This is a genomic window from Pseudochryseolinea flava (genome assembly GCF_003286915.1).
GTDB classification, from domain to species: Bacteria; Bacteroidota; Bacteroidia; order Cytophagales; family Cyclobacteriaceae; genus Ohtaekwangia; species Ohtaekwangia flava.
Genome location: NZ_QMFY01000003.1, coordinates 40,149 through 63,427 on the forward strand (window position 1 = coordinate 40,149; position 23,279 = coordinate 63,427).

The following is a 23,279-nucleotide window of genomic DNA, read 5'->3' on the forward strand; positions in this document are numbered from 1 at the left end:
ATTGCTATGAAGTCTAACAGGTTAAAAGAGATTAAGACGTACGACAAAGAATTCTGGTGGTATTTTGCTGGCTTCTGCGGTTTAGTCTTTCTGATCAGCTGGATTCCTTTGATACTGACTCAATATAGTTGGGGATTCTCAATAGGCAGAATTGATGCAAATGAAATAGGTGATGCAATTGGTGGTACGCTTGGACCGATGGTAGCGCTTCTTGCTTCTGCACTAACTTTCTTAGCGTTTTGGGTACAGTACAAAGCGAATCAACAGCAGAGGTATGATATCAAGGTGGAGCGTTTCGAAAATAAATTTTATGAAATGCTTCGATTACACAATGATACAGTTAGTGAGATAGAGATTGCCGGTCGGCATTCGGGACGGAAAGCTTTCATTTATCTATTCGATGAATTCCGATTTGTTTACCGGATCGTTGAGCATGAATATGACAAATGGAACTCACGAAGCGAGGTGCACGCGCAAGTTGCTCGATTGAGTTACGACAAGGAAAAGCTGGCCGAATTTGCTTACAAAATGTTTTTCTTTGGTGTTGGCGAGCAATCCGATAAGGCAACGATGCATACACATAACGTGCATACACCATTCTACATAAAGACAAGGAATATTCTCAAAAGACTTCAGAATGAGTACAGGAGACAGTCAGGTAATGGTTCATATGTTAAGCTTATATATAGCAGTTATCCCCCAATTGACTTGGATATCAATTATGTCCCATTTGACGGTCATGTTTCGAAGTTAGGCCATTATTACCGACATCTTTACCAAACTGTTAGGTTCATTAATCAACAGGAAGATCTTGAGGATACATACTCATTTATGAAGACGCTTCGTGCTCAATTGTCAAATCATGAGCAACTTCTTTTATATTATAATTCGTTCTTTGTAGATCTATGGTGGACCGAAAAGCTATTTTTAATTTCCCGAATCGTAAAAAATATTCCTCTTTACCTATCGGACATTGGGCCGGATCCAGTGGAACGATTCAGAAAAGCAATCAAGATTGAGAATCCAAAGATATCTGATGCGAGTGTCGAAGAGGAGCTTGGTGAGTTGCTGGAATGGTACAACCCAGCGAACGAAAATTAGTGTTAGAAATAGGGGTGGGTGTTGTGGGATAATGGAGCGTGCCGTTAGTTAGTTCTTGAACGCAATCTTGTGAATCTTATACTAAGAAGTTTCGCTCACGGATTTTTTGGCCATGTGTGCCGGATATTCTTGCAAATATCTTTACACACAATATCCAGGAAAAATTTTTCATCATCATACAACTTATACAATACTCTATCCTTGATAGATTTCTTGAATTCCTCAAGTCTTAGCCATTCAGCGTTTTTTGGCACATCGCTGAGATCCGGAGGAAAGCTGCAGTAATATACCATTACCACCATTTTACGTCTTTGCGACATTTCGAGGGAATAGAGTACCTCTTCAGCTGTTCCCGATGGCGCCCGTTCCGCACCGCTAATTTGGTCTTTAGTTGGTGTTCCAAGCTTGTGTTTGAACACTGCAACCACAATATCGGCCTGTTCAATTAGCAGCTTATTGATAACGTCTTGACCATAGCCGGCTTGGGGAGGAATCGATTCCCAACCTTCTACGATGATTCTTGCATCCGAAATCTCTTCAAATAAGTCTCTGCGAAATTTCGTCTCCAAGTTGTTGAGAAGCAGCTCCCGTTCTCTGCTAACATCTGACGGTGACACAATCACAACTCTTATTGTCCTTGTTGCCATGGTGTCATTTTAAATTCGCGGGAATAATTTCCAAATATTCGTCACGAGTAACTTCTGTCACACCCTTAGCAATATGTAATGCCTCATATTTTTCAAGCAAGTCTGTTTGAGGGCGATGGGGATCAATAACTAACATTTTTTTACCCAGCGACAAGAAGTATTTTTCCAGATATTCGTTTATGCCAGGGTCTTGAAATCCATAACCCACAACGATTAAAAATTCTGAAGCTTTGAGATTTTTTTCGAAATGCTCGAGCAGATTCTTGTAGTATGGATCGCTAGTATAATACCGCGTTTTGTTTGTTGTTCCACTTAAAAAATCTGGAGCAACTTCGTCCCATAAAAATTGAAATTTATATTCTCCTGTCTTCTCGTCCTTGGTTTCAATGTAATACTGATGAATAGCATAGTTGTCTTTTAATCTTACTCGCTTCTGCGGCTCAGGTGTATAAATAATTGTATTGAAAACACTACCATGAAGCTTAAATAGGCTCAAGGGTTTGTCAAACTTATCAGCAAAATACTCGAGTTTGACATAGTAACTCTTCTTAACCTTTGGTCTGTTTGTGTTTTGATTAAATTCATATTCCACTGTCCCGTAAAAGGGAGATCCTTCCAATTGAAATCCATCGGAAAAATGCTCCCAAAGGTCAGCATGGTGTCTGCCAAGCCAGTCAAAAAATAGATCATGATTTAAGGTATGAACCTTGATATCACAATTTTCAAGCAGCTTTTTCAAAATCGCAATAAATGATCCGTATAAAGGATAGTTTAGTGTCGTTACATCTTCCAAGTACTGAGTTTTATGAAGCTCAGAGGCTAAAAGCTGATTAAAGGTTCTGTTAAAATCGTTTATTCTGTTGTGGCAATCTCTTTGGTAGGGGGAATTTTCTTTAAAATGTTTTTTGTTGAAGTTATCACAAAAGTTTTCAATGAGGTCCTTGTTCTCCTTCTTATATAGATAACCTGAGTAAAAATCGTAGAACGTCTCGTAGTGAAATTCTGCTTTACCGCGCAGTACTTCCGCATTATAGAATTCAAGGAACTCCTGTACGAACATTCTTTCATCCGCCCTCGACCATCTGTTGGGATCTTTCTGACCTCGCAAAAAAAGTGCACGCTGATCTGTATGGATAAGAATTTCCGATTCGTCAATTTTTGATAATCGACTATTTAGTTTTTTCACCCCGGGAAGGCCTTCAGGAATTGAGAATCCGGAACCTAAAAGAAAAGAGACGGTTGGTTTCATGGCTGAGTCGTAAAACTTAAAGACAAGTTATGGCTTGACAGTTCATGAACAAAATTTCCAGCCTATATTGACCTGCCTTTCCTTCTCTTCCTTTTATCCATCTTTTGCAACATCGGATTGATAGGGTCTTGTCCGGACTTCTCAGCCTTCATTACGTCCAAAAACTCTTTCGCAATGTGATGTATCCAGGCCGGCAGACAAAAATCGCGGAATTGAAGTTGCGGCAATTCAGAACCTTGTGAAGTAAGTGCATGCCTTTCTTTTTCACCAGCCATCAATATATTTGTGTTAGCATCAAACCTTTTCATCAAGGCCTGGCCACTATAGCCTTTTCCAAGATCGCTTCCATTAAACACGGTGCATTTCCGATTGTCTACCAAAGTCAATCCATAAACCCTTCCATCTTTACCTTCCCGGAACATAGCGCTGATTTCATAAAGCTTCATGTAACCGCAAAAGTTGTCTCTTGTGTGCTTGTCCGTAGCATGGAAGAATGAGTCAATGATTTTCGTTAGTCGTTCTTTATGGGATTGTTTTAGCATTGAGTTTGTTTCAAAAACATTCTGAAGTTTCTTCATCGTAGGCTTCGAGTACAATGCACTTGCCTTGATCGGCACGCCAACCTTATTTCCTTTTGAGTCCAAAAGGCTAAACCGCAATCCATTCTTTTCATACATCACCATGCCTTCCCTGCCCCGGTCGGCCATCACATTGTATTGGCGAAGCACTGCGTTGAATTCAGTCAATGATGAGAACTTGTAACGCTTTATCACCTCGCCAACAATATTGTCAATGCTTTTCTTTGTTTCTGATTTCCCATATACAGGCTTATTCAAGTTGCTATCAAGATTTTGCTTTAGTGTTGATCTAGCTTTTACCAGTCCATACTTTTCCTCAATCTCCTTTCGCGCAACCTCCGATTGATTCTTGCCGAGGTTGTGAATTGAAATGCGTTTACCCTCTTCCTGGATGTTGGTCGTTACAATGTGCAGATGAGGGTGTGCCGCGTCATTGTGTTGATAGACTAAATAAGGCTGGTCTCCAAAACCAATTTTCTCCATGTACTCTGTTGCGATTTCATTCACCTTGTTCTGGGTAAGCTTTTCAGTCACATCAAAGTTTAGTGAGATGTGAACGCAGTTGGTTTTAGCGCGGGCATTCTTTTCAATGAGCTGCTCAAACCTTGCGAGCTTGTCGGAGAACCTCAATTGCTGAGGCTCTCCAACAAAGTTGGCTGCACCGATGCACTCGGCAACACCTTCTTTCACTTTGTTCTCGTTGTAATTGAGGGCACCTTTAATGTTCTTTCCACTTCTTATTTTGCAGACCATTTCAATGACATTTCGCTTACTAGTTTCCAAACCTCACTTACCTTGTCAGCTACCTGGCGATACAACTTGTCCACTTCAAGCATATGCTTAATCTTTTCGTCCGCGATGCTGGAAGTATGATGTGCCTCCGTCAATTGATTGATATTCCGACCAATCGCATTGATCTCTTTTCTGATTCGTATCAACTCTGCGGTCGGTTCTTCCATGGAGATATCCTTCACAAAGAATGTCACCTTTTCATTCGTCACGATCTTACGGACCAACTCACCCACAGTTGATGCATTGCTTTGCTGCACTTGAGCTTTCAGTTTATTGAACGTCTTCTCATCGAAGCGAACGCCCACTTTGTGTTTTAATAACTCATCTCTATTGGTTAGTCTTTTTTTCGTCATACAGTAATAGTTTAAGTTCCACAGGAAGCCCGAGTTCCGAGGGCTATCTCCTTCAAATGCGCTAGCATTTGTACATCTTGCTGTTACCGCGCGGTAACACGAAGCTGCTAAGAGCAATCACCTGTCCGCAATACTTGATACGCTTAGACGATACTGGACGTACTTAGACTAATCTGGACGATTATAGTCTTCCTTGGACATCCTTGGACACAATTAGAGAATTTTGGACATCGGATTCAGTTCACGGCGATCAACGCTAGACTTTTAGAGTACAGTACCGGAAAACCTGACATAAAAAAGTTCGGTTATCCAACGACTGTATAACGAAAACGATTTCATAGGCAGCGAAAGGAACAAAAAAGCAGCGGCTCTAAACTTGATTGCAAGAAACATTTCAATTGCTGCACTTTTATGCTAACTTATTACCAACGGTACGGCTATCCACATTACCATATGTTAAGCCCTGAAACCGAAATGTTGTCTGTTAATTTTTGAATGGCGTTTCATGCAAACTGATTTTAACAACGAGAACTTTCGAAAGTTACTCCTAACCTACCCGATCAAGGCTATCGAATTGCTTTACAAGCGCTATTATTTGAGTTTGCTTCGCGTAGCATTCCGATACACGCGCGATGATCGAGACGCAGAGGAAGTTGTTGAGGATTCCTTTGTTTTTTTATGGGAGAACTATAAGACATTTGCGTCAAGTCACGACAAGCCAATCGAGCACTTTATCGTTCGTGTCGTCAAATTTAAAGCGATCACATATTATAAGAAGCACATCAAATTGACCGCTCGAAAACGGCGATTTGCCAATGGATATGATTTTAAACCTCTTGAATACCCGATTGAAAACAAAATTATACAGGAAGAAATTGCGGAACGAGTTCGAAACATCATCGAAACATTTCCTCAAAAAGAAAAAGAATGTCTTCGATTACAATACGAACAGGAATTAACTGTGGCTGAGATAGCAAAGAGACTCAACGTCACTATAAAAGCGGTTGAGAGAAGTCTGACCAGTGCAAAAAAACGCTTACGGAAGTTCTCCATATGAACTTCCGATAATCGGGTTATCTATTGGTAAAAATAAACTTCTATTGGCATAGGGAACCAAACGGACTTGAAGAGTTACTGTTAAGTATTCAGAAACGTTGTAAAAAATAACTCTATGCAACCAACTCTTACCTACGAACTCAGTAATCTAGAAGACACTTTTGCGTCCCTACCAGAATGTCATAGTCTCGAAACATACGCTTGGACATTGTTGGACAACGAACTAATACGTATAAAAAAGTCGATAATCCGAGGCTCCCTATTAGGTCATAAATCAGCGTCTTTGAAAGCTTACGTTCAGGCTCATCAACGTGGCATTATTGCATTAATGGATCAAGCACTCGCAATGTCTACAGAACCAAACCTCCATTTAATATCAAAACTTGAGGAGCTTCTGCGCTATCTTGAAGACAACTTCCCAACACAATTTGATACAGATTTGCTGATTCCGAAGTTACAGTTGAACAACATTCGGCAGAAGCTAAATATTGAAGAAGTTGAGAACAAGCTTCGAACAAGGGGAGCTAGTGAGGCACTAATTAAAGTTGTGACATCTCCTCTTGTAAGTGTATTTAAACAAGTGTCCTTTAACAGAGCGAATTATGTTCGACTACTACTCGTTGAAATCGACCGTCGATGCAATGAACGCAATCAAAGCAATGAAAGCAGACTTATCAACGACCAACTTCGAGATCTTTCATACGCGATCAATATCAATTCGGAAAGTACCGTGGACCATTTTATCGCCGCAATACATCTTGTAGTGAGTACAATTTCAACGACGGAAGGAAAAATCGAATATTTGAGTTTAGAGCTTAAGCAAATTAACCAAATTCAAGTGAGGTCCGGTATAGCATACGATCCCAACCGCCCTGATTTAACAACCTGTATTACCACCTTCCTTATGGAAGAATTGACCTACTTAGAGCGGATAAGCTTAAATAAGAAGCGCGCTGAGATAAGCGAGGCGTTTTCAGATTTTAAAATCAAGTTCGATATTTCCGTCGCACAAATTGCTTTACTGACAAAACTCCTCGTGGAAACTAATGTGATATCAAACCCAAATCTTTCGCAACTACTACAATTTCTTGGCCATTATTCTGAAAGTAAAAAAGCCGAGAAGATATCATATGCAAGTCTTCGGACCAAGTACTACAATATAGAAGCGGGAACATTGCAATCAGTAAAACAGGTACTACAAAATGCCATGAAGCATCTGGAGAAAGTTTAAGGTTCGATAGACTCTTTGTGCTTCCTTATCCACGAGATGTCTTCGCGCAATCTTGTAATTGTATGAACGCACATGGTGTCTAGTTTTCGTTGTATGTCATTCATGCGCGTTTCAACAACATCAAACTGTTCAACCAACGTGACTATTTCTTGTATTCGTTGCATGTAAAAGAACTGATCAATATGCTGATGCACGTAAAGAGTTCTATTTTGATCTAAATACGTCACAACATTTTTTAACTTACCTATCAGCCTCGTTACCTTTATCTTCGATGCCATTTTTCTGTTGTGATATAAGACATTTAGGCCAGCCGATGTCCGAGCCGACACTTCATATTGTGACTTACAGTGCTAAAAACCACTAGAAAACAAAAGAAATATTTTTGATTAGGACACGCTCGTTTGAGAGAAGTAAAGCTTGTCAACTTTTTCAATGAGCTTATGTGGCATTATTTCAAGTACCTGAGCAATTTTGTATACGGTATTTAAACTCGGGTAGTTTAACCCTCTCTCGAGATCAGAGATATAGGTCCTATCAGTCTCCGAGTAGTCAGCAAGCTCTTGTTGACTCAAGCCACGCGCATCTCTTAGCTCTCTGATAACTTCACCAAACACAGATCTTAAATCCCTTTTCACAGGGACCAATCTAATTGTGATCGAAAATTAAAGTTGTCGGATATATCCTACATTAAGTATATTTGTTGAGATATCGTTGAGTTGTAAATATGCAATTAGAAATAAAAAAACTATTTGATTTATACAGCGACAGGCTCTTCCTTTTCGCCACGAAAACGATTTCATCAAAAGAAGACTGCGAAGAAATTATTCAAGACATTTTCCTAGACCTTTGGAATCGACGCGATACCCTCGGCGACATTCAAAATATGGAAGCCTATCTCTTCCGCATGGTGAAGTATAAAGTGATTCGTTACATCCAGCACTCAAAAGTTAAGCAGCGATACGCCGAACATTATAAACTGTTTGAAGCGCTCTATGAAACTGAGTCGCAAGACGAAAAGGAATTTGACCTCCCGAAAGTTATCGATAAAGGCCTCTCTGAATTGCCCGAACGCTGCCGTTTTGCTGTAAAACTTCGTCTTACTGAAAACTTAAGCAACAAGGCCATCGCAGAACGAATGAACATTGGGAAAGGTACCGTCGATAATTACATGGTTACGGCATTCAACCACTTCCGTAAGCACTACAAATTTCTCCAACGAGCAACCATAAGTCTCTTGTCGGTATCTTCATTATTATAGGCCGACCACGACTTTTCATCCGATAGCTGAATTTTTCTTGGCCGTTTCCTTACAATTCCTTTATTGATTGCTTATCTTAATATCTGTGCAGGAAAAACTTTTTCTGATAACTACTATTAGTTTTTTGACCCTTGCGCCACTTGTTGTATATAATTAAATGAAGTCCTGCCCTCGGGCAAACACAACCGTATCATGGTTCAGTCCAATTTTGATTTATTAATGGAAAGATATCTTCAAGATAAGGTATCCCCCGAAGAAAAAGCAAAGCTTGAGGCGTGGCTTGACGCTGTAAAGACTGAGAACAATAAAGATTTCGATCTAAGCAAAGAAGATCAAGACCGTCTCTATCTGACGATATCAGACAAGATGACGAGTGTAGAAGACGTGGCGAACTTCCGTCCATCGAAAGTCCGCGTATTGACTCCATGGATTATGCGCATCGCAGCATCGCTGCTGCTTATCCTGGTTGCTTCGGTCCTTATTTGGAATTATTATAATAAAAATAGAATACAAAATTTCACGTCGGTTGACGGGATACAAAAAGTGATGCTTCAAGACGGAACCATCGTGTGGTTAAAAGGTGGTGCAAAACTTTCCTATACTGAGATAAAAGAGAACGGCGCCATAATAAGAAAAACGTCACTCAACGGGGAAGCGTTATTCGAAGTGGCGAAAGATGCGAGCCGTCCTTTCTACATTGATTGCAACGGCGTGACTGTCGCTGTTATCGGGACAAGTTTCAACCTCAAGACTATTAAAAACGAATTCTCACTCAGCGTATTGACGGGCAAGGTGAACATTTTTGCAGAAGGTAGAACAAAACCAATTCACACGCTCCCCAATGAAACGGTGATGATTCACAATGGAGAAATTCATGTTAGCCAAAAACTTGACGAGCATGCCCGCGCCAAGTTCATAGAAGGCACAGCATATGACATGAACTTTAGCGCCAAATCCTTGGAAGAGGTCGCAGACGCTTTCGAAAAGAAATTTGACGTCGAGATATCATTTACCGACGAAAGTGTAAAATCCTGTAAGATCACTGCGGACTTTACAGATCAATCGCTCGACACGTCACTGAAGATGATCACAGAGGTATTCAATGTTACCTATACAGAAAAAGAAAATGCAATAGCTTTCTCAGGAAGCGGTTGCAATTAGTTCAATTCATTAACCTAAACCGCTAACCTATGCTCTTCGACCAACGTCAAGTTTTCAACTCCACCTAAAAAAAACAGGAGTGCGACCCTTCACACTCCTGCCCTGTTAAACTCTTGTTTATGACGCAAACCACTGCCAGGGTTAGCACAAGAGTGCTTTGTCTTTTCTCAAGTCCTGAAATCAGATCAAAACAATTCAATTTATGAAAATAAGTTTTACCAGAAAACTCTGGAAGGTCATGAAATATTGTGCTTATCAAATGATGCTGTCGCTGTTGTTTTTCAGTACGATCTATGCAAGTCGCACAGAAGCACAAATTCTTGAAAGGCCTATTACAATAAATCTAGAGAACGTTCCATTCACACAAGCGCTCCAGGAAATTGGCTTAGCGGCCCATATCAAATTTGCGTACAGCGACGAACTCTCACGAAGCGAGTCCAATGTTACACTGATGGCAACCAATAAGCCGCTTCGCCTTGTCCTCAATGAGATGCTCGGGTCGCGCAATATCCAATACAAATTACACGAGCCGGAACAGATCATCACACTGAAGCGCGCTACAAAAGTGTCGTCCCTAGGTAATCAAGGAGATGCGCAGCGTTCATTGGTGCAGGTTCGCGGTGTAGTAACGGACGCAACTACAAATTTACCGATGGCTGGCGTGAACGTCATTGTCAAATTCACGACCAAGGGAACTACGAGTGACGTTAACGGAAAGTACGCTATCGACGTCGAGCGTGGAGAGGTCCTTGTATTTTCATTCATCGGTTTTGCGCCCGTTGAGTTAAGGGTAAATGATGAAATCGAGATGAATGTATCAATGCTTGATGATGCGAGTAGTCTAAAGGAAGTAGTGGTCAATGCCGGATATTGGAAAGTAGACGAAAAGGAAAACACCGGAAGCATCGGAAAAGTGAGCAACGAAATTATCGAAGCACAACCTGTGAGCAGTGTTCTGCAAGCCATGCAAGGTAGAATTACAGGGGTCTATATTGCGCAGCAGAATGGAATTCCTGGAAGCAATTTTAACGTCCAGATCCGTGGAAGAAATTCGATCGCTGCTAGCAACGATCCCCTGTATATTGTCGACGGCATACCCTACCCATCAACGACGATGTCATCCACGTTTACAACCGGAAGTCTTTTTGGAAGTGCAGGTAGCAGTCCGTTAAGCACGTTGTCGCCAGAGAACATCGAGTCCATCGAAGTTCTTAAAGATGCTGATGCAACAGCCATTTATGGATCACGTGGTGCGAACGGCGTAATCCTGATCACGACCAAGCGCGCTTCGGAAGGCAAGTCCAGCGTTATGGTCAATATCAATTCCGGTGTTAGCCATGTCAGTAAGAAAATGAAGTTGCTAAACACACGGGACTACTTGACGATGCGGCGTGAGGCATTTCGCAATGATGGCGTAGAGGCGCAACCGAACACAGCACCAGATTTGCTGCTTTGGGATACAACGCGTTATACTGACTGGCAAGAAGAACTACTCGGCGATAACGCGGGCTTTACAAATGTAAGTGCCGTCTTATCTGGGGGCAATGCAGAAACACAATATGTTTTTAATAACAGCTACCAGCGGCAAGGATCTGTGTTTGCAGGTGATTCCCGTTACCACAGGGGTTCATCTCATTTGGCTGTGACGAATCGTGCACTGAAAGACCGACTGACTTCTTCGTTTGATATTACGTATAACGCTGAGAAGAATAACATACAGCCAATAGATCTCACTTCTATCGCATTGCTTCTTGCGCCGAACGCGCCCGCCCTTTATGATCAAGATGGAAAACTGAACTGGCAAAGTTCTACCTGGACAAATCCACTCTCCTATCTTGAACAGCGATATGAGTCTTCAACTCGGAATCTTATTACCAGTGTAAATCTGGAATATAAACTGCTGGAAGGTCTCGAAGTAAAATCGCGTTTCAGCTACAACGATCTTCGGCTTACCGAAAAATCGCTGACACCATCCACCTTTTTTGATCCGGTATACAATGCCACGGCTGAATATGCTTCTGCTACATTTAACACGAGCCTGCACCGATCCTGGATTTGGGAGCCGCAGCTAAACTTTCAAAAGACCTTTGATAAGTTTCGGGTGAATGCGCTTCTGGGATCAACGTCTCAAAACACAGATCGCGAACAGCAAATATTTTTTGCCACCAATTTTGCGAGTGACGCACTCATCGACGACATCAATGCAGCTGGAAGCGTTGATGTCATTGGTAACAACATAAGCCAGTATCGCTACATGGCGGTGTTTGGCAGGCTCAATGCGAGCTATGACGGACGTTATATCATGAACCTTACAGCACGACGCGATGGTTCTAGCCGATTCGGTTCCGCGAATCGCTTTGCAACCTTCATGGCATTGGGTGGTGCATGGATTTTTTCCAACGAGTCGTTCGTTCAGGAAAACCTGTCATTCCTAAGTTTTGGTAAGCTTAGGTCCAGCTTCGGAACAACTGGCAACGATCAAATCGGTGATTATGGATTTCTTGATACATACCAACCCAGCAATGGTTATAACGGTGTTTCAGGGCTTGTACCCAAGCAATTGTTTAATCCGAATTATGGTTGGGAAATCAATCGCAAGTTTGAGGCGGCGCTTGAACTTGGATTTTGGAATGACCGGCTAAGCATCAAAACAAATTTCTACCGGAACCGCTCGTCAAGTCAGTTAGTCGGATATCCACTACCCCTGACCACTGGCTTCTCAAGTATACAGTCGAATCTTGACGCGACAGTTCAAAACACTGGGTGGGAATTTGAAATCAGTGCAGATCATATCGCTAAACAGAATTTGTCATGGAATACTTCTTTAACCTTAACGATTCCCAGGAACAAGCTTATTGCATTTCCCGGACTTGAGACCAGCACGTATGCCTCGCGCTATGTTGTTGGTGAACCTTTGACGATAAGCAAGCGGTATAAGCTACTTGGTGTCGACCCGCTAACGGGCGTTTACAAGTTTGACGATTTCACTGGCGATAGCAACATCACGTCGGCCGATAGACAGTATGTACAGAACGTTGGTCTTCAATACTACGGAGGGCTTACAAACACCATTCGTTACAAAAATTTCCAGCTCGATGTTTTTGTACAATTTGTGAAACAGACCGGATACAATTACCAAGCGTTGATCTTTAGTTTTCCCGGCAGTAGTCAACAGCCGGCAAGGGTTCTCGATGATCGCTGGCAACAGCAAGGAAACATCGCATCCGTTCAAAGGTTTTCGCACTCAAACTTTAGCGTATACCAAGCGCAATCGCAGTACCGTGACAGCGACGCAGTCATTGAAGACGCATCCTTCATCCGGCTCAAGAATGTGAACTTCTCCTACACCTTGACACGCTCGCTGCTCAAGAAACTCGAATGTCGTTTTTATATCCAAGGCCAGAATCTATTTACGCTTACAAACTACTACGGACTCGATCCAGAAGCGATGAACATTTCGCTTCCTGCACTAAGAACATTCACCACAGGAATTCAAATAACACTATAAGCGTTATGAAACTATACATACGAAAATATTTAATGATAGTGCTCGCCGTAGGGAGCCTCTCGTCGTGCACGTCATTTCTGGAAATTGATCCACCGAAAACACAACTTGTAAAGGAAACAGTTTTCGAAAACGACGCGACAGCAAAAGCTGCGATGGCTGGCGTGTACAATCAGATGACGACGGGAATTACAGGCGGTGGCCTTGGAAGCATTGGTTTTCTAACAGCACTCTCCAGTGATGAACTGGTTTGGCAGAATGCATCAGGAGCCAATGCCCGCGAATTTTATGAAAGCAACGTTCTACCGTCCAATGCGCAGACATCAACGTTCTGGGGGGAAGCCTACAGTCTGATCTACCAAGTCAACGCGGTGATTGAAGGCGTTCATGCTTCAACAACTCTATCAACTTCGGTCCAGCGAAGACTTGAGGGAGAAGCTAAATTCATTCGCGCTTTCTACCACTTCTACTTGACAAATTTATTCGGACGAATTCCGTATATCAAAACCACAGATTACCGCCTGAATCGCGATGTATCACGTGCGGATGTGCAGACGGTGTATGACGAAATCATAAATGATCTCGAAGAAGCCTATTCGCTTTTAGCCGCGGACTATACCACGACCAATAATCAAAGAATAGTCCCGACGAAATGGGCCGCCAAAGCAATGCTCTCCCGCGTATTTCTGTATCAACATAGATGGCAAGAGTCAATCAACGCCGCCTCCGAAGTAATCTTGCAGACGGAATTCTTTGAACTTGAACAAGACCTAACTAAAGTCTTTTTAAGAAACAGCCGTGAAGCAATCTTTCAAATCTTACCACCCGTTGGCGCTACCTACACGAACGAAGGAAACATATTTTTGAGATCGCCAAGTTATTCCAGCCTGAGTGCGGCCTTGGTTGACGCTTTTGATGCGGATGACCTCAGAGCCATGCAATGGGTAGGCGCCGTCGCAAATGATAATGGAACGTTCTATTATCCGACCAAGTACAAGGAGTTCGCTACCAATGCCACGGGTGCTGAATCGTCTATGGTGCTAAGACTCGCGGAACTATATCTTACGCGCGCAGAGGCCCAGGCAAATCTTGATTTATTGGAAGGCGCCATTGAAGGCGTCGACAAAATTCGCACGCGCTCGGGCCTTGCTCCATTGGCAACAGTCGATGCAGACATTACCAAAGAGGAACTTCTTCAGGAAATTTCACATCAACGTCGCCTTGAGCTGTTTACCGAGTGGGGACATCGCTGGTTCGACCTTAAGCGAACCGAAAAGATAGATGCAGTCCTTGGAGCAATCAAGCCATCCTGGAACGCGTTCGATGTACTCTTTCCCATTCCGGAAAAAGAAATTCTCACGAATCCTAATCTCCAACCTCAAAATTCTGGCTATTAATGAAAACGATACTCACACTAATACTTTTATTGATTCAAGCTTGCTTTACAGCAGATGCGCAGCCCTCCTCACGCACTGAATACATCGAAGCTGGCATGATTGCCCCTGCGATACAATTTAAGAATGTGCAATACGCAAAAACGAATTTTTCAACGCTTCACGATTTGCGTGGAAAATTTGTCGTCCTCGATTTTTGGACCAAGGGATGTGCCGGTTGCATTGCGACATTCCCTAAACTGAATTCCATGCAAAAGGCATTGCAAGAGAAAGCACAAATTATTCTAATTGGTAACAACAACAGAAAGAACAAAGGCATTGAGGCCATGTATGAGAAGTTCCGCACAAAGCAGCAGCTCGACATCACCGTGAGCTACGACTCGACTTTGTTTGAGCGATTCAATATTCGAAGCGTGCCGCACGTGATCATCATCAACACGCTCGGTGAGGTAGTGTCGGTCACGTATGCTGATCAAATCAGCACCGAAAAAATCGAAGCGTTGATAGAAGGAAAAAGTGTTGCATTCAATCCTAAGAATGACGCTGAGGTATCGCCAAAGGTTGCCGCAATAGCCAAAGACCAACAAACTGACAAAGTAAAAACCATGCTCAGTGGTTCAATGTTATCGGCGTGGCAGCCCGGGCAGCGCATCGGAATACAAACTCGGCTCGATGCCTTGATCCACTTAGGGTATTTTGAAGTCACGGGCGCAACCTTGACGCAGTTGTATAATTATGCCTATGTGGGCTTTGAAGACTGGGCATTTGTTGACTCACTCTATGGAAAATTTCATCGGGAATTAGTTCTAGAAGTCAATGATACGCGAACATTCAATGTGAACTACGATACAGGAAACGGATTATTTAACTACTACCTAAAGCCCAGTAATCCCAATTCCTCACTCGCGGATCTAAAAATATTGATGCAGCAGGACTTGTTCCAGCAATTTGGCTATAGTGTCAAGATTGAGGAGCGTGAAATGCCGGTATGGATACTGACCGCAACAAAGAAGGCCAGGACGAGCCTACGCTCAGCAAAAACCAATTCCATCGTCAAGGGCGACCACAGTGGATGGACTTTTCAAAATATTCCACTATCTCAAATCTTGATGACCATCCGTGATTATCATGATGGCCAGCCTCCTATCATTGATGATTCAGGAATTACAGCAAATGTTGACTTATCGCTCAATGTGCTGATGACTGACTTCAAAGAAATAAAAAGAAGCTTGGAAGAACAAGGACTAGTTTTAACCAAAGCGTGCAAGAAAATGAAAGTACTGGTACTCCGCGATGCACAAGTACCATAACATGAGCGTATGTGTTGCACATGTATGATGACAGGGAGCCAAAGGACAGGGAGGCTCAGCCTCCCTCCTTTCAGTTATTGCTGCTTATACAACAACGTACAATTTGAATTTTTGTCGTGGACTGTTTTCAATGTCCCCGAGTCATTGTATCGACAATCTTGACCGGCAAAAGCATTACATTCAGTACTAACTTGTTGATCACAGATGATGTCAGGATCATTGGAGTCTATCCGCGGATCAATGACTGGAGATTTCACAGAAGTCGCAAATACACCAACGCCTGCCAACATGAAGGCCATAACGGTGAAAATCATTTGAATCTTTTTCATAATACATTAATTAAAATAACGATCTACTCTTTTATGCAGGTTTTCGATCTTGTCCTGATTCACTGGCCAGTAAATATTTTAGGTCCATGTTATCAAAATGGCTGAAGCAATCTGAAGACGCGCAGCTTCTTTCGATAAATGGCATACAATTTATTTCCGCTTACCATAATCGAAGAAAACCGCTGACCTTCGAAATCTGGCAAGTAAAAAGTATAACAATAAGTTTGGGATGATATGTCATAGACATCAATCACCGACGATCGCAGCGCTTTGTCAAAATTGTCGTACCGCGTAAGAAGTCCTGACACAACAAACAAAGAAGTTCCAGCCACGAATGAATAAAGATTTATTTGAGAATTGGGAGAGACAAGCTTCCGTTCACGATCAGATTCAACATACACAGATCGAACCCTTGCCACAGTAAAAGTATCGATCGTATTTCCCTTTCCCATGATCGAAAGATTTGTGTCCAGCAGAATATATTCGTTCCGATGTGAATACAAATAAACTGCAAGGTTAAGCGCCTGATTGTAATGCAGCATTCCAGATGTACAGAACAAACCGTCAACCTGTTTTTCAAGAATACTGTCTGCGATGATAGCAGAACAATTGTAGTGTGATTCTTTACCAAGTATGTTGGTATAAGGCGAATGGCTAACACCTTGCAGGAATATTGATGCGTCAGAGACGGGTAACGCGTTAAAGAAGTACAGTTCATCGCTAGCGAATCGTTCAAGCATTACTGTATCCGACGCAAGAGATCTTGTAAAATACACCCGTGGTGTGCGGCCCTCCATAAAAAACAGCGTTGAATCGATCATGCGAATGCGTATCGAGCGCTTAAACAATCTTGTCGAATCGGGAAGTGTCAATTTTATTGAACGCATGTGACAGGGTTCAGTCAAAGAAAGTTGTGTGACCACAAATGGTGATTGGGTGTTTCCCAAGTACATTTTCTCGCCTGCGACGCCGATTATATAATATGAATCAAAGCCCAAATCGATGCCTTCAAGTTCTTCAACCATCTCCATCGGTTGCCGCTTAAAATCGTAAACTTTTTCTTCCGTAGCGGAATGATTGGCTATTAGTAGCGTCGCGCTAACGCCCACAATTGAAAGCAGAATAATAATCACATAAACACTTTTCATATCGCTACAGATCTGGGGGTTGATTCAAGGACAACACACACAACCGCTAGAATTAAAAATGATGCATTGAAGATTAAATGCTCAGTCCACCCCATTGAATCTAGTATGCCGCCGCAAGAACAGGGAATGTTCGGGTCAAAATTCAGAATGTAGAAAACATACCAGGTGAACGTCGCCATGATTACAACTGCGCCATACATTCCTATAAGTCGAATCTTCGAGATCGATAGCACAATTACAACGCACAACTCTATCACAGGAACTGACCAAGAGAGAAAATTCGCGTATGATGTAAGCAAGGACGATTGTCCAATCTGACCCTGAAATTTCTCTAGATCCATTAATTTAATAATGGCAGCGTAAGCAAAAAGAAGTTGAAAGAGGAAGTATATGACTTCCACCAAAAGTCGTTGTCTCATAACGGATATTAATTATTGATTAAAATTAGGCACAGGTGTAGAAATCATTGATTATCTCATTTTCAGAACTCATCAAACACAAATTCATATTTACAATGAATCAATGACTAGACCTTTTGATCCGACTAAGTGATTGAGGTGTCAAACCCAGGTATGAAGCAATGTGTTCTTGGGACATGAGGAGCTCGACGTTTCTAAAACTTTTGATGAGCTTGGTGTATCGCTCGGCACCATTAAGGTCTTGCATGTCCCGGATGCGTTCGCGACTCAGCGCGTAGTATTTGTTCATTATTTTACGATAGATAAAATAGGCGTCCGGATGAGCATTGAACAGCTCAAGCACGTTGGCGTGACTAATGGCCAACAGTTCACTATGCTCTAAAAGCTGAATAAATTCTTCAGAAGGTTTCTGCTCGAAAAAGCTCTTGGGTGAAATAACAATATTATTTGCCCGCCACAGCCATTCGATCTTTTTCTTGTCGTCCCTATAGGAAAAGCACATCGCGGACCCTTCGTTGATGTAATAGATATGATCAGATACTTTTGGTTGTTCCACCAATAAATGATTACGTGGCAGCGATAAGGGAATCAATTTACTGCTAACGGCATGCTTGAAATCTTGGGAAATTGGATAAAACGAGGAAAGCTCCTGAAATAGTTTTTCGGTATTCATTATCGGGTTTGAGGTCTGTTGCCAGTAACGTGTTTACCAACCACTCTACTAACCCGTCTGGCTACCCTATGTTGTCAATCAAAATTTTAAAAAAAAATTGAGAATGGCGGGAATTGCAATTCCCAACCAGTTGATTGAGAGAAGCGCAGAACTGTGTGTAGCGATAGCCATCGGGATAAACTTTGCGATACTTCAGAGCAATTGCTTGGTAACGGCGGGCTTTGTTTATTTCTGAACGATAGTACTCAAGATGCTTTCTAAGATCAGAGAGACGATCCTCGATAGATCGGCCTGCTGTAGAATTTTCACAGGCATCCACATTAACTAATGCGCGTAGCGATTCATCGTCCAGCGAAAGCAATTCTTTGAGCTCAGCCGGTTGAAGACATTCTTCGTAGATGGTCCGCTCGCATTGCAAGCAGGATACGTCAAAACCTTAACGTTTCTAAGTTAGAGTCCAATGTTGTTTTGGACCATTTATCAAATTAAGGGCGCGAGAAATTCTTGCGGCACTAGGAAGTGCTATCCTTTGCCAGTTCACCTTAACTAATATTTAGAATTCAACCGAATGGTCATCACTATTGGCGAGGCCTTACCGCGTCGCGTCCATAACGCTTAAGCTTTTGCGACAGGACCGTAGCATGAGCGTTGAATTTACTATCGTCGCGAGTTGCATAAAGAAAAAAAAACAGCACTAGTAATGTATGGTAGTTCTAGATGTCTTTTAACTTACGGTAAAAGAGTCAAAATCTTCGGGAGGTATTCTAAAGACTTGCCGACCAGTTGAAAAAAGTATTTTTTAACTTCATTCATGACCAATTGATCTTTAACTGCATCCCAGACTTCTTCAATTATAAAAAGGGTGAGTCTCTTTGCCCATTTTCTTTTGGGTTTGTTATGCAAGTCTTTTTTCAGTTCCTTAATCTCATCAAGAATATAAATTTGCTTGTCAGGGTGAATTGTACTCTTTTGCAAGAGAAACTTCGGGAAATTATCTAGCCCCGCTTCGATATACTCTATTTCCTCTGCGGTGAATTTTTCATAACCGTCATTCTCAGAAAAATTTGCTACAAATATTTGCCATGGATCAGGCGCCGTCATTTCGTTTTTATAAACGAGAACGTGTTCTTTTAACCATTTTTCAAAATTATTCAGAACATCAGTGAGGTAGTAATCCTTATCAAGATATGTGACACGTTTCCTCGTCGGAGTATATAATGTGTATTCATAAGTAATTTTATCAAACCTCTCTGTTGGAAGGTTCATAATAAACACAATCCCTGAATCAAGATATCTGAACTGATACGACTTCTCATCGCGTTTTTCAAATATCAACTCTTGAGGACTCAGTTTTAAGGTTGCCACCTTTTCAATAAACTTCTTCTGTTCCTGCTTTCTGAATTCCGGCTTCATCATCCTTGTTGAATTTTTTGGCTGATTAGAACATCGAGGTGTTGGCAATACATTCGTATGAGCAAAATGTTTTAAGCATGGTCCTCCCAGCTCCAGGCCTGCAAAAAGCCATAATTGATCATTGGAGCAAGTTGATTTGCTGTGAGTGCTTTAGTTACGGAACAGGCAATGATCGCTTCGTGCTCCGGGTGTTCAGTGATGTCTCTCGAAAAATCAAAAAGATGGTGGTTAAGGGTCCGCGACCTTTCTTGTGTTAAATTGAGAAATTCATTCCTCGTTTCATTACTATCAAATGACATGATGTAATGATTCCTGAGCCGTGTCCTTCTGGCTATCCTGCGCATCAGACCCGTAAAAAGAGCACGTAAATCGCTATTTTCCCCATGGCAAAAAAGGGAAATCGTTCTGACCCCAGTGTTGCCACCTTCTCGGTGCATCATTAGTGCGAACAGTTGATATTGGTTGTCCTCTAAATGTTGAAGGGAAATAAACACTTCAATTCGCTTCTTAGGCAATGACATAACAAAAGGTTTCTTTTACTGAATCATCAATTTAATTCTTTTGAAATCAAAAAGCCGGTGGTTACGTTCCAAAAACAAAGTTTTTTTTCATCACGCAAGGGCGTAGTCTCCAAGCAAGCCTATCTAAAGCATGTCAGTATTATTGACAAATTTACTGTTTACTGTTACGTAGAAATGGGCTCCGGAATAACGCACCATCTCCCCAAATTCTTTCAGCCGTGCGGGTTCATACCTTCGTCTCAAGGCAGATGTTGTTGTCCCTTGGACACGTCAGCAATCTTGTTTAAAAAATCAACCTCTTTTTTCGTCTCGTGTGCGCCCTTCCAAAACCAATGGTCAATTAACACGATGAGTATTTCCACATCAAAGAGAATCATTCTTATAGGAACACCTTAACAAAAAGAATTTATTTATCACAGATACAGCAACTACAGGCCCCAATTCTTAACCGATATAATGGTAAACCCAAAAATGTAAAAATACTCATTCAGCCTTGGGAGTGATACCAACCACCTAAAACTTTAGACAGAACAGCCGGTGCTAAAACTTTTAACTGCGTGAAGCCGTGAACTGAAGCCATGGGTTTTGTATCTTTAAACGAATCCCAATTGCAAAAAAATGATGGAAAAAGTTAGTGACCTATTCAATACCCTAAAGGAACGTCTTACCATCTCACTTGTTAATTCCCAATTGAAGAATATCTATGAAATGATAAATGAAACGAAGAGGCGATTAGTTATTATCGTCACGGTTTTACTCCTGTTGACTTCGTTAAAAATCTTCTGATACTCACTAATGAGCTTAGGATTGAATTTAAACCAGTACAGGCTGTCAAATTCCTCTTTGTTCAAAGGATATCGCATTGTATGGCCCATGTTCTGATATTCTTCGATAGTCTCGCTAGTTATTTCTATCGAACGCCCCTTAGTTACCCCCATGCATTATTGATCTGTCGCATTTGAAGGTCATCAACATATGTTAAAACCCGAAAAAAATGGCTTTTCAATTTAGTTCGAATTCCATGTCTCTCGGGTTTGATTTTCGGTGAAGATTACTTTTAGACAAATACAAATGAGTAAATTATCAGCTCGTTAATTAGTCATTTTTTTTGAATCCTTGTCTTGGACACGGACTGGTGAATTCGAAGATGCTTAGCGTGTTATGGTTTTATCGACTAGACTGACCACCAATTTTTCTTTCAATTAAAATTTTCTGAATGTCCTCCAAGTCGTAGAATATTACTCCGCCCAGTTTAGTAAATGGAATGACACCAGTAATCCTTAAATGTTGAAGTGTTCCTGGGGAGATCGTCAGCAATCTGCGAACCTGATGAGATTTCAGCCACCGTTGCTTAGAGTTTGTTGGTAGTGAAGCTAATAGAGACTTAATCTCAGCAAGTAATTGATTTTTGAAAGCTTCCAGATCTTCAATAGTTAAAACAGTCGCGCTCATGATAGTATTTTCTTACGAAGAACTAATTAAGCTGCGAGCAAATCCAGTCACAGAGGGTTCTGGAACTCTCCGACTTAATCGAATAGCTTAACCATACTTCTCAGTGAGTACTTTCGTGTCAGTACTTATCTTCTGATCTAATATTTTGGCATAGTGCTGGGTGGTTTTAATATCCTTGTGGCCTAACATTTTGCTCACGCTTTCAATCGAAACGCCGTTTGTCAAAGCAACCGTTGTTGCAAAAGTATGTCGGGCGATATGAAATGTTAGCTTTTTATTAATTCCACAAGCGTCAGCAATTTCTTTTAAGTAGGCATTCATTTTCTGGTTGCTCAAAATTGGAAGCAGCGTGTTTTTAGCTGCGCATATTGGATGCCCAAGATACTTTCCGAGTACGTCAAATGCTGGCTTCAGTAACGGAATCCTTGAAGGCGTATTTGTTTTCTGTCTATTGATCAGTATCCATTTCCTGCCGTCAATTCCTTGCTGAATATCAGTCAACTTCAACTTTGTTACATCGACGTATGCCAACCCAGTAAAGCAACTAAATAGAAATACGTCTCTCACAAATGTAAGCCGATCGATACTAAAAAGTTTATTAGCTAAACGTCTTAGTTCTTCTTCATTTAAGAAACAACGTTCAGTGTCTGTCTTTCTCATCTTGAAGGAGATAAAAGGATCACGTTTCAACCAGCCATTTTTTACACAAATCAAAATGATCTTTTTAAAATTTGCGAGGTACTTCATCGTTGTGTTCTGATTACAACCGCGATTGGCTTTCAACCAAATTTCATAGTCACAAATGAAGTCGTGCGTGATCTCCTGAATAGCTATATCATTACGGCGATATTTATCCCACAAGAAAGATTTTGTGTGCTTCAATGAAGTCTCATAACGATCAACCGTGCCCGGTGCAAAATCTATTCCGACAAGACTCTTTATTTGTTGATTATGATTTTCAAATATTGCAATCAGACTTTTTCTTTTCTGCTTTTGACCTCTCCATTCTTCTCTGAAAGAAGACACATTGAGAACTGCGTCTTTAGCAATGATTCTCTTTTGAGTTTCAAATACTCTGGTTCGGAATAACTCAAGTTGATAATTAACCGCACGTGCGGATTCTTTTGTGCCGCGCATCTTCCCTGAGGCGCGACTCCATAGAGCTGGGTCAATGGAGATGTTCGTTGATACATCAAAGCGCTTTCCATCGATTGTGACACGCATGTAGGCTTTGGATTTGCCAGCGTCTTCAACATCTTTTCGCAAGTAAAACAGCACCGTCATACTGATCTTTTAACGTGAAGGAATTAAAACCTAAATCGTCAAAAAGAGATTTTGTAAGAGACTTACAATCAGCTACTTACATGCAATTCGGTGTAACTTTTTCAAAAAAAAGTTCAAAAAAGTCACTTACACCGAATTCTACACCTCTTTTTTGGTTGCTTTTGACTTGAATTGATTCGGCGTAAACTAAAAAAGGCCGATTTTCATTAGAAAAAAGGCCTTTTGATTTTTTATGATCGATATATAGCGGAGAGACAGGGATTCGAACCCTGGATACCCTTTGGGGGTATACACACTTTCCAGGCGTGCTCCTTAAACCACTCGGACATCTCTCCTTGGCTTAACGGGGCACAAAGAAATCAAGAATTTCTCGCTTTCCAAACACGTGCTGGACAGATTTCTGGT

At 41.5% G+C, this 23,279-nt stretch carries 21 protein-coding genes and 1 tRNA gene; 8 read left to right on the top strand and 14 right to left on the bottom strand.

Going from position 1 to position 23,279, the window contains the following annotated elements; translation table 11 throughout:
* Window positions 1-6 precede the first annotated feature (6 nt).
* A complete protein-coding gene (locus tag DQQ10_RS07815; protein WP_112746299.1) occupies window positions 7-1,101 on the top strand; it encodes a putative phage abortive infection protein in 1,095 nt (364 codons plus the stop codon).
* Between the two features lie 95 nt (window positions 1,102-1,196).
* Here DQQ10_RS07815 and DQQ10_RS07820 read toward each other — a convergent pair whose 3' ends face one another.
* The 4 genes from DQQ10_RS07820 to DQQ10_RS07835 form a co-directional block, all read right to left on the bottom strand.
* Window positions 1,197-1,748 carry a hypothetical protein gene (locus tag DQQ10_RS07820; RefSeq protein ID WP_112746300.1) on the bottom strand — a complete coding sequence of 184 codons (552 nt, stop codon included), beginning with the start codon at window positions 1,746-1,748 and terminating at the stop codon, window positions 1,197-1,199.
* Between the two features lie 4 nt (window positions 1,749-1,752).
* Window positions 1,753-2,997 (bottom strand): hypothetical protein, encoded by a 1,245-nt coding sequence (locus DQQ10_RS07825; protein WP_112746301.1) that lies wholly within the window; start codon window positions 2,995-2,997, stop codon window positions 1,753-1,755.
* Window positions 2,998-3,059: 62 nt separating this feature from the next.
* On the bottom strand, window positions 3,060-4,328 hold the full coding sequence (locus DQQ10_RS07830) for a relaxase/mobilization nuclease domain-containing protein (RefSeq protein WP_112746302.1): 1,269 nt from the start codon (window positions 4,326-4,328) through the stop codon (window positions 3,060-3,062).
* Window positions 4,313-4,720 (bottom strand): plasmid mobilization protein, encoded by a 408-nt coding sequence (locus tag DQQ10_RS07835; RefSeq protein WP_112746303.1) that lies wholly within the window; start codon window positions 4,718-4,720, stop codon window positions 4,313-4,315. Before DQQ10_RS07835 ends, DQQ10_RS07830 begins: the two co-directional genes overlap by 16 nt.
* Window positions 4,721-5,225: 505 nt before the next feature.
* Here DQQ10_RS07835 and DQQ10_RS07840 point away from each other — a divergent pair.
* Both DQQ10_RS07840 and DQQ10_RS07845 read left to right on the top strand, forming a co-directional pair.
* Window positions 5,226-5,777, top strand: a complete 552-nt coding sequence (locus DQQ10_RS07840) for an RNA polymerase sigma factor (protein WP_112746304.1) — start codon at window positions 5,226-5,228, stop codon at window positions 5,775-5,777.
* 114 nt (window positions 5,778-5,891) lie between these two features.
* Window positions 5,892-7,007 (top strand): hypothetical protein, encoded by a 1,116-nt coding sequence (locus DQQ10_RS07845; RefSeq protein ID WP_112746305.1) that lies wholly within the window; start codon window positions 5,892-5,894, stop codon window positions 7,005-7,007.
* Between the two features lie 386 nt (window positions 7,008-7,393).
* On the opposite strand, the gene DQQ10_RS07855 is transcribed toward DQQ10_RS07845, so the two are convergent.
* On the bottom strand, window positions 7,394-7,642 hold the full coding sequence (locus tag DQQ10_RS07855; RefSeq protein ID WP_112746307.1) for a helix-turn-helix domain-containing protein: 249 nt from the start codon (window positions 7,640-7,642) through the stop codon (window positions 7,394-7,396).
* A gap of 89 nt (window positions 7,643-7,731) precedes the next feature.
* Here DQQ10_RS07855 and DQQ10_RS07860 point away from each other — a divergent pair, with 89 nt between their 5' ends.
* The 5 genes from DQQ10_RS07860 to DQQ10_RS07880 all read left to right on the top strand — a co-directional run bounded on the left by DQQ10_RS07860 (window position 7,732) and on the right by DQQ10_RS07880 (window position 15,635).
* Complete coding sequence (locus DQQ10_RS07860) at window positions 7,732-8,265, top strand: RNA polymerase sigma-70 factor (RefSeq protein WP_112746308.1); 534 nt, start codon at window positions 7,732-7,734, stop codon at window positions 8,263-8,265.
* A 219-nt stretch (window positions 8,266-8,484) separates the two neighbouring features.
* The gene (locus tag DQQ10_RS07865; RefSeq protein WP_165823849.1) at window positions 8,485-9,426 is read left to right on the top strand and encodes a FecR family protein; all 942 of its coding nucleotides are present in this window, start codon (window positions 8,485-8,487) and stop codon (window positions 9,424-9,426) included.
* Between the two features lie 202 nt (window positions 9,427-9,628).
* A complete protein-coding gene (locus DQQ10_RS07870) occupies window positions 9,629-12,934 on the top strand; it encodes a SusC/RagA family TonB-linked outer membrane protein (protein ID WP_112746310.1) in 3,306 nt (1,101 codons plus the stop codon).
* Window positions 12,935-12,939: 5 nt separating this feature from the next.
* On the top strand, window positions 12,940-14,328 hold the full coding sequence (locus DQQ10_RS07875; RefSeq protein WP_112746311.1) for a RagB/SusD family nutrient uptake outer membrane protein: 1,389 nt from the start codon (window positions 12,940-12,942) through the stop codon (window positions 14,326-14,328).
* The gene (locus DQQ10_RS07880; RefSeq protein ID WP_112746312.1) at window positions 14,328-15,635 is read left to right on the top strand and encodes a TlpA family protein disulfide reductase; all 1,308 of its coding nucleotides are present in this window, start codon (window positions 14,328-14,330) and stop codon (window positions 15,633-15,635) included. Before DQQ10_RS07875 ends, DQQ10_RS07880 begins: the two co-directional genes overlap by 1 nt.
* Before the next feature lie 74 nt (window positions 15,636-15,709).
* Here the strand turns inward: DQQ10_RS07880 and DQQ10_RS07885 are convergent, their stop codons facing one another.
* The 9 genes from DQQ10_RS07885 to DQQ10_RS07935 form a co-directional block, all read right to left on the bottom strand.
* Entirely contained in the window at window positions 15,710-15,964 is a 255-nt protein-coding gene (locus DQQ10_RS07885; protein WP_112746313.1) for a DUF6520 family protein, read from the bottom strand.
* Between the two features lie 92 nt (window positions 15,965-16,056).
* Complete coding sequence (locus DQQ10_RS07890; protein ID WP_112746314.1) at window positions 16,057-17,112, bottom strand: hypothetical protein; 1,056 nt, start codon at window positions 17,110-17,112, stop codon at window positions 16,057-16,059.
* Window positions 17,109-17,531 carry a MauE/DoxX family redox-associated membrane protein gene (locus DQQ10_RS07895; protein ID WP_112746315.1) on the bottom strand — a complete coding sequence of 141 codons (423 nt, stop codon included), beginning with the start codon at window positions 17,529-17,531 and terminating at the stop codon, window positions 17,109-17,111. The genes DQQ10_RS07890 and DQQ10_RS07895 overlap by 4 nt, the downstream gene beginning before the upstream one ends.
* A gap of 100 nt (window positions 17,532-17,631) precedes the next feature.
* Window positions 17,632-18,204, bottom strand: coding sequence for a Crp/Fnr family transcriptional regulator (locus DQQ10_RS07900; protein WP_112746316.1), 573 nt, complete (start codon window positions 18,202-18,204; stop codon window positions 17,632-17,634).
* Window positions 18,205-18,933: 729 nt separating this feature from the next.
* Complete coding sequence (locus DQQ10_RS07910) at window positions 18,934-19,620, bottom strand: hypothetical protein (protein WP_112746318.1); 687 nt, start codon at window positions 19,618-19,620, stop codon at window positions 18,934-18,936.
* A 68-nt stretch (window positions 19,621-19,688) separates the two neighbouring features.
* Entirely contained in the window at window positions 19,689-20,138 is a 450-nt protein-coding gene (locus tag DQQ10_RS07915) for a hypothetical protein (RefSeq protein ID WP_112746319.1), read from the bottom strand.
* Between the two features lie 1,167 nt (window positions 20,139-21,305).
* A complete protein-coding gene (locus DQQ10_RS07925) occupies window positions 21,306-21,590 on the bottom strand; it encodes a MerR family transcriptional regulator (protein WP_112746321.1) in 285 nt (94 codons plus the stop codon).
* An 87-nt stretch (window positions 21,591-21,677) separates the two neighbouring features.
* A complete protein-coding gene (locus DQQ10_RS07930) occupies window positions 21,678-22,874 on the bottom strand; it encodes a site-specific integrase (RefSeq protein ID WP_112746322.1) in 1,197 nt (398 codons plus the stop codon).
* 247 nt (window positions 22,875-23,121) lie between these two features.
* Window positions 23,122-23,209: transfer RNA gene (locus DQQ10_RS07935), tRNA-Ser, on the bottom strand.
* Window positions 23,210-23,279: the final 70 nt, after the last annotated feature.

Excerpts from the sequence above, each read along its gene's own strand:
- DQQ10_RS07915 (WP_112746319.1), bottom strand. The coding sequence starts at position 20,138 with ATGTCATTGCCTAAGAAGCGAATTGAAGTGTTTATTTCCCTTCAACAT.
- DQQ10_RS07865 (WP_165823849.1), top strand. The coding sequence starts at position 8,485 with ATGGAAAGATATCTTCAAGATAAGGTATCCCCCGAAGAAAAAGCAAAG.
- DQQ10_RS07895 (WP_112746315.1), bottom strand. The coding sequence starts at position 17,531 with ATGAGACAACGACTTTTGGTGGAAGTCATATACTTCCTCTTTCAACTT.
- DQQ10_RS07925 (WP_112746321.1), bottom strand. The coding sequence starts at position 21,590 with ATGAGCGCGACTGTTTTAACTATTGAAGATCTGGAAGCTTTCAAAAAT.
- DQQ10_RS07820 (WP_112746300.1), bottom strand. The coding sequence starts at position 1,748 with ATGGCAACAAGGACAATAAGAGTTGTGATTGTGTCACCGTCAGATGTT.
- DQQ10_RS07870 (WP_112746310.1), top strand. The coding sequence starts at position 9,629 with ATGAAAATAAGTTTTACCAGAAAACTCTGGAAGGTCATGAAATATTGT.
- DQQ10_RS07825 (WP_112746301.1), bottom strand. The coding sequence starts at position 2,997 with ATGAAACCAACCGTCTCTTTTCTTTTAGGTTCCGGATTCTCAATTCCT.
- DQQ10_RS07840 (WP_112746304.1), top strand. The coding sequence starts at position 5,226 with ATGCAAACTGATTTTAACAACGAGAACTTTCGAAAGTTACTCCTAACC.
- DQQ10_RS07835 (WP_112746303.1), bottom strand. The coding sequence starts at position 4,720 with ATGACGAAAAAAAGACTAACCAATAGAGATGAGTTATTAAAACACAAA.
- DQQ10_RS07900 (WP_112746316.1), bottom strand. The coding sequence starts at position 18,204 with ATGAATACCGAAAAACTATTTCAGGAGCTTTCCTCGTTTTATCCAATT.
- DQQ10_RS07845 (WP_112746305.1), top strand. The coding sequence starts at position 5,892 with ATGCAACCAACTCTTACCTACGAACTCAGTAATCTAGAAGACACTTTT.
- DQQ10_RS07860 (WP_112746308.1), top strand. The coding sequence starts at position 7,732 with ATGCAATTAGAAATAAAAAAACTATTTGATTTATACAGCGACAGGCTC.
- DQQ10_RS07815 (WP_112746299.1), top strand. The coding sequence starts at position 7 with ATGAAGTCTAACAGGTTAAAAGAGATTAAGACGTACGACAAAGAATTC.
- DQQ10_RS07910 (WP_112746318.1), bottom strand. The coding sequence starts at position 19,620 with ATGATGAAGCCGGAATTCAGAAAGCAGGAACAGAAGAAGTTTATTGAA.
- DQQ10_RS07830 (WP_112746302.1), bottom strand. The coding sequence starts at position 4,328 with ATGGTCTGCAAAATAAGAAGTGGAAAGAACATTAAAGGTGCCCTCAAT.
- DQQ10_RS07890 (WP_112746314.1), bottom strand. The coding sequence starts at position 17,112 with ATGAAAAGTGTTTATGTGATTATTATTCTGCTTTCAATTGTGGGCGTT.
- DQQ10_RS07930 (WP_112746322.1), bottom strand. The coding sequence starts at position 22,874 with ATGACGGTGCTGTTTTACTTGCGAAAAGATGTTGAAGACGCTGGCAAA.
- DQQ10_RS07880 (WP_112746312.1), top strand. The coding sequence starts at position 14,328 with ATGAAAACGATACTCACACTAATACTTTTATTGATTCAAGCTTGCTTT.
- DQQ10_RS07885 (WP_112746313.1), bottom strand. The coding sequence starts at position 15,964 with ATGAAAAAGATTCAAATGATTTTCACCGTTATGGCCTTCATGTTGGCA.
- DQQ10_RS07875 (WP_112746311.1), top strand. The coding sequence starts at position 12,940 with ATGAAACTATACATACGAAAATATTTAATGATAGTGCTCGCCGTAGGG.